The following is a 4,368-nucleotide window of genomic DNA, read 5'->3' as shown; positions in this document are numbered from 1 at the left end:
GAAAGATCCCCTCGCCCCACACCGAGATCATCACGACGCAGGACGAAGGGATCCAGTCACTTTCAAAACACGGCCTAGCGCTGCTCAAAGCGGACTCCAACGGTCATCTGTGACCGCGTGATCATGCCACCAGATCGAGCCGGGAAGACGAGTCCTTCCTTGGCTCGGAACCGTTGGACCGGATTTTCTTGCGCTCGGCGAACTGCTGACGCAGCTTGAGTAGCTCTTCGGCTCCTGTCTGACCAAGTCCAGCCAAGATGCGACCTCCCGGACGGTAGATCTCTTGCGGAGGAGTATCGATGGCTGTGGTGTCGTCTTTCTCGGGCGTTGTGGCAATGAGGGCAGAAGCAGACGGCGGCCCCTCATCTGGCCAGGACAAGTCCTGCTCGAATCCAGCCGCATCCCAGTGGACACCTGAAGGAGCCGCGGGAGCGGGTCGAGGCTTCGGTGGATGAGTCTTCACCACAGGCGGAGACGTGCTCTGCCGGTCAGAACCAGAAGCTCTCAACTCCTCGCGAGGCATGAAGCGCTCCACCAAGGTGCCGTCCTCAGCGGCGTTCTGCAGGGTCTTCACGAGGTAGGCGATGGGATGGCGCACTCGACGGTGGCGCAGGATCTGGCTCACACAACGTGCCGCCCAGGCGGGAGAGACGAGCTGGCCGGTCAGGGCCGCCAACTCCTCGATCACCGCGGCGACCACCGGGTCTGTTCCTGGAGCAATGGCCGAGCTTTGTGTCGCCGACCACGTCGGCATCTCTTCTTGAGGGATAGATGGATTGATCTTCTGAGCGGAAAACTCGGACGTAGGTCCACGGTGCGCCTGAGCTGGGATAACCGAGCCCTCAGAGAACACCGGGAGATCAGCCTGGTCGGGTTCTTGGGCGAACACGGCCAGGAGCTCCTCTCGTCGCTGCCATACCTCGAGAGGCACTGTCGCCTGGTAGACACTCGCCGCCGGGCCGTCGGCCCGGTTGCCGCCGCGTTGCAAGCAGGCCAGCCAGCCGCCAGCCTGTGCGGCCCCCAGGTGCTCACTGATCGTCGATCGTGAACGTGCGGTCAAGGCCACCAGGTGTGCGATCGCGTTACGCACAGAGCCCGAAGAAGACATCAACAGCCGCAAGGTCATGAGCGATGCTTGCGCTGTACGTGACAGGTCCGCGGTCCCAGCCATCAGACGAGACCACATCTCCGGGCTGACCGCGATGCGCTCCATGCGTATCCCACCTGTACTCATGAGGCCCTGACGCAGGGGACACGCCGAGCCTCTCGCCTGTCCCTTCAAGGGACCCACCAACCGACTTGCATCATAGATTAGTTTTTAATCTATGATGCAATCTCGTGGATGGCAGGCGGCGGACCAGGCCGAACCAGACCGGACCAGGTGCGGGCCACATCGGTCCAGGGCGGACCACGACCCCGCACCAAGCGAGAAACGCTCCCTGGAACCACACCGAACTGCTGCTCAGACCGGAGAAAGCACCCCTGCCCTCGCCAACACAGGGCGTTTGGAGAACTCCGAAGCAAGGAGTCACAACGGAGCAGCGACAGGCCTTGCCCTTCACGAAGGACGGGACCGAGAACTCCGGCGCAAGGCCGTCCGCGCCCGTCCTGCCCGTGACCCACCGATGGCAGAAGGGAGAAGCGCAGACAATGACCACCGCACCTGCCCGGGCCAGCAGTGATGCCGCGCAGCATCACCTTAACGAAGCCGGTGAACCAGTGCCCACCGATCAAGGAAACCGAGAGGCCCCTGAAACCACCCCTTGGCCCACGCCTTCACCCTTGCCCGCGCCCACTCGCCGACCCCCCGAGTTCCCGATCCAGGCCTTGCCGACCTGGATCCGGGACCATGTCCACGCCCTTGCCGACCAGACCCAGACACCGACCGACCTTGCCGGATGCCTGAGCCTGGCCGTGCTCTCAGCAGCAGCCTCGGGCCGAGTGAGCGTGGACACCGGCTTGTGGACCGAACCGTGCTGCCTGTACACGGTCATCGCCATGGAACCCGCATCCCGCAAGTCCGCTGTGTTCGGAGCCATGACGGCCCCGCTCTTCGAAGCCGAACAGCACCTGACAGATCAGGCCGCCCCACGTATCAGGAAGGCCGAACTGCAACGCCGAGTGGCTGTCGCGCAGGCCAAGGAAGCCTCCCGCGCAGCCGAAACCGAAGGCACGGCCACCGCGCTCGAACGGGCAGCAGCCGCCGCTGAGGAGGCCGCGAAGATCACCGTGCCAGCCATGCCTCGACTGATCGTCGCCGACATCACGCCAGAGCGCCTGACCAGCCAACTCGCCGAGCAGGACGGCGGCCTTGCCCTTCTGTCCGCAGAAGGGGGTTTCTTCGCGACCATGGCAGGACGCTATGGCGGGACCCCGAACTTCGAGACCTTCCTCAAAGCCCACTCAGGGGACCCCATCAGAGTCGACCGCCAAGGACGCGCCCCCGACTACGTTCACCGGCCCGCCCTGACCATCGGCGTGGTGCTCCAGCCCGAAGCCATCAAGGACATTTTCGCCACACCGGGAGGGCGGGGCCGCGGCATGCTCGCCCGTATCCTCTACTCGGTCCCGCCCAGCAACGTCGGCTACCGCAGCATCGGCACGCGCGCACCCATGGACGCACAGGTGCGCCAGACCTATCACCACCATCTGCACCAGCTGTTCACATGGGCTCGCCAGCACAGCGCCCCCACGTCACTCACCTTGACCGATCAGGCACGCGGCAGGGTCGTCCACCTGCACGACGACGTCATCGAGCCCCAGCTACGACCCGACGGGCGGCTGGGGCGCATCGGCGACTGGGGCGGCAAGCTCCTCGGTGCCATCGTGCGCATTGCCGGCCTTCTGCACCTTGCCCACCATCGCGAGCAGGCGGACCAACGTCCTATCGAAGCGAGGACTCTCCGAGCAGCCGAAGAGCTCGGCCAGTACTACGCTGAACACGCGTTGACAGTCTTCGGTGAGTTCGGTGGGTCCGAAGCAGACCCCGTGCATGCAGCAGCCCGGAAGGCCTTGGACTGGCTGCAGAACCGTTCACCGTCCAACCCGACAGTGAGCCACCGCGACCTGTTCGCTGCTGTGCGCTGCAAAGCCACCCCCCACTCGGACGACCTCACTCCCGCGGTGGAACTCCTGAAGGAACTGGGCTGGCTGCGGCAAGCTCCGCCGCCTGCCGTGCGCGCTCCGGGAAGGCCTAGCCGCTCGTACCTGCTTCACCCCACCCTGTACCAGCGCTGACCAGGCTCGGACCACTGCGTACAAGCGGTGTACCACTACGGATCGTTCTGCCTGCACCCCACTCCCACACCGCCGACCGCTCCGAGGTGATGTACAAATCGACGCGACAGCCCGTGCCAGTGGACGCGTCCATTCCTGGCTCAGTGTTGACGACATCTGCGCTGACCTTGACGTGGCGAAATCAACCTTCCATGACTGGCGCGCCAAGGGCCGCGCACCCCGATGCACAAAGCTCCCCAACGGCGCATTGAGAATCCGCCGCCAAGATTACGAAGAGTGGCTCCAAGACCTAGAGGAGAAATGATGGAGAACACCACCTACGATGTGAAAATCTGGAGCACCAGGAAATACAAAGGGAAGAACGGAACCACCTACACCGTCAGGTGGAAGGTTGGAAAAAAGGCGTGGCCGGAAACCTTCCCAACAAGCGCCCTGGCGGATTCTTTCCGCTCGGAAATCAAGACTGCCATCAACCGAGGCGAAGCTTTCTCTCTCACCACCGGTCGACCGATCTCCTGGGCAAAGAGAGAAGAGGTGAGCTGGTACTCCTTTGTATGCAGATATGTCGATGACCACTGGAAGGGAATCTCCGGAAACCATCGCAAGGACCGCGCCCGGATCCTCACAGATGCCACAGAGGTCCTGTGGAAGAAAACCGCCGGAAAGCCGCAGCGCGACCTCATCAGGAAGGCCCTACAGGCATGGTCCTACAACGCCGAACACAGGGATACAGACAAGCCCGCCGACATCGCTTCCGCGATCCACTGGATCGAACAGAACACTGTTCCGCTGAGTGCCTTTGAGGACAACGCGACCACCCGTGCTGTCCTGGCGAGGGTCAGTGAGAAGAAAGACGGAACACGAGTCGCAGCGAGAAGTGCCATCAAGGCCAAGCGAGTCCTGTCCCATCTCTTCGACTACGCCGTCGAGTGCGGGCACCTGAAGGTCAACCCCTTGTCTCAAGTGAAGTGGAAGACTCCCAAGGTGAGCCAAGAGCTCGACCAGACCTCGGTGCCCAACCCACAACAGGTGCGCGCCATGGTCGACACGATCTCAGCTCAGAGACCGAGTGGGCCGCGACTGAAGGCGTTCTTCTCCACTCTCTACCTGTCAGCCCTGAGTGACTGTTGG

The 4,368-nt window shown here is 63.2% G+C and carries 3 protein-coding genes and 1 pseudogene; 3 read left to right on the top strand and 1 reads right to left on the bottom strand.

Features of this window, described 5'->3' with window-relative positions; translation table 11 throughout:
* Nucleotides 1–121: 121 nt before the first annotated feature.
* Entirely contained in the window at nucleotides 122–1,213 is a 1,092-nt protein-coding gene (locus QJS33_RS30995; protein ID WP_306371625.1) for a hypothetical protein, read from the bottom strand.
* 614 nt (nucleotides 1,214–1,827) lie between these two features.
* On the opposite strand from QJS33_RS30995, the gene QJS33_RS30990 reads away from it, so the two are divergent.
* The 3 genes and pseudogenes from QJS33_RS30990 to QJS33_RS30980 form a co-directional block, all read left to right on the top strand.
* Nucleotides 1,828–3,237, top strand: coding sequence for a YfjI family protein (locus QJS33_RS30990; RefSeq protein WP_306371624.1), 1,410 nt, complete (start codon nucleotides 1,828–1,830; stop codon nucleotides 3,235–3,237).
* Nucleotides 3,170–3,541, top strand: a complete 372-nt coding sequence (locus QJS33_RS30985; RefSeq protein WP_306371626.1) for an AlpA family transcriptional regulator — start codon at nucleotides 3,170–3,172, stop codon at nucleotides 3,539–3,541. The genes QJS33_RS30990 and QJS33_RS30985 overlap by 68 nt, the downstream gene beginning before the upstream one ends.
* Nucleotides 3,541–4,368, top strand: a pseudogene (locus QJS33_RS30980) (integrase); the annotation flags it as partial. The gene QJS33_RS30985 and the pseudogene QJS33_RS30980, both read left to right, overlap by 1 nt.

Origin of the sequence: Nocardiopsis sp. CC223A, assembly GCF_030766825.1 — a bacterium.
Classification (GTDB): Bacteria; Actinomycetota; Actinomycetes; order Streptosporangiales; family Streptosporangiaceae; genus Nocardiopsis.
The sequence above is the reverse complement of the archived record's forward strand: the minus strand, read 5'-3'. Positions and strand labels throughout refer to the sequence as shown.

What these genes read in the sequence shown, in the direction of transcription:
- QJS33_RS30995 (WP_306371625.1), bottom strand. Translation starts at nt 1,213, where the DNA reads ATGGAGCGCATCGCGGTCAGCCCGGAGATGTGGTCTCGTCTGATGGCT.